This is a genomic window from Methanosarcina baikalica, assembly GCF_031461075.1.
Taxonomy (GTDB): Archaea; Halobacteriota; Methanosarcinia; order Methanosarcinales; family Methanosarcinaceae; genus Methanosarcina; species Methanosarcina baikalica.
Window position 1 is genome coordinate 1 of the sequence record NZ_JAVKPK010000157.1, and the last position, 1000, is coordinate 1000.

General features: G+C 30.9%; 2 protein-coding genes. One reads left to right on the top strand and one right to left on the bottom strand.

The genetic code is table 11. The features are described 5' to 3' along the window. The coding region (locus tag RG963_RS16505) for a class I SAM-dependent methyltransferase (RefSeq protein WP_310577361.1) at positions 1 to 533 on the top strand (533 nt) is incomplete at its 5' end. 1 nt (position 534) lies between these two features. Here RG963_RS16505 and RG963_RS16510 read toward each other — a convergent pair. After that, the coding region (locus RG963_RS16510; RefSeq protein WP_310577362.1) for a radical SAM protein at positions 535 to 1000 on the bottom strand (466 nt) is incomplete at its 5' end.

Sequence of the window (1000 nt, forward strand, 5' to 3'; positions counted from 1 at the left end):
ATCACATTGATGAGCTTTTCGGGACTAAACATTGGAGACATGAACTTCTCGAAAATTCAGAGAATAATGGTGAAGAAGAAATTGTTAAATTATATCAGGACCGTTTGAATTTGGTTGCTAAATATGTTCGTTCATTCGATATGATAAATGGATCAAATCAAACTATATATCGTCTTGTTTTTGGCACAAATAGTATTCAAGGTCTTAGGAAAATGAAAGAATCGATGTGGAAAGTAGATGGACAAGGAACTTTTACTTTCTCGGATAGAACCGATCCTTTTCAAACTGTTTTGTTTGAGCTAAAACCAGATTATAATGACTTGAAAAAGTTACTTGTCAATAAATTTAAGGGGAAAACAGTTACGATTGATAAAATTAAAGAGTTTATTGTTACTGAAACTGCATATTTGGATTCAAAGATAAAAACTGAGATATTGAAACCAATGGAATATGCAAATCCTCCTGAAATCAGAATTGAAAGCAAAAGAAAAAGGGGAACTTTTCCAGATGGAACTATTATAACATTTATATAATTTAATAAATTTCCAAATCTCTTTTTATATAATATTTTTTATTATAACTTTTCAGCTTTTTTATGGCTTCCTCTCGAAACATTTCCCAGTCTACATTCTTCTGCTGGTTATTATAATTCAATTTTCCCACTTTATATAGATCTACAAAATCGTGAGTTAAGTCAATTAATTCTAGAGATTGTTCTGCAAACCACACAGGTTCAAGTGATACAAATGTATTGATCCCTAATTCATGTGCTTTTTTTAAAGATTCAATTCTTTCTGACGTAGGCGCAGCATTTGGCTCTATTTTAGATCTAAGTTTTTCATCAGTGAATACAAGTGTCACGCCATATTCACTAAGTTCTGGGTTTGCAGCTAACAAGTCTAAATCTCTTTCAGATCTTTTCCCACCTTTTGTAAGTATTGAAACTTTTAATCCATTGGAATGTAATATTTCAATCGCTTTTCTTGTAAGTTGTTCTTTA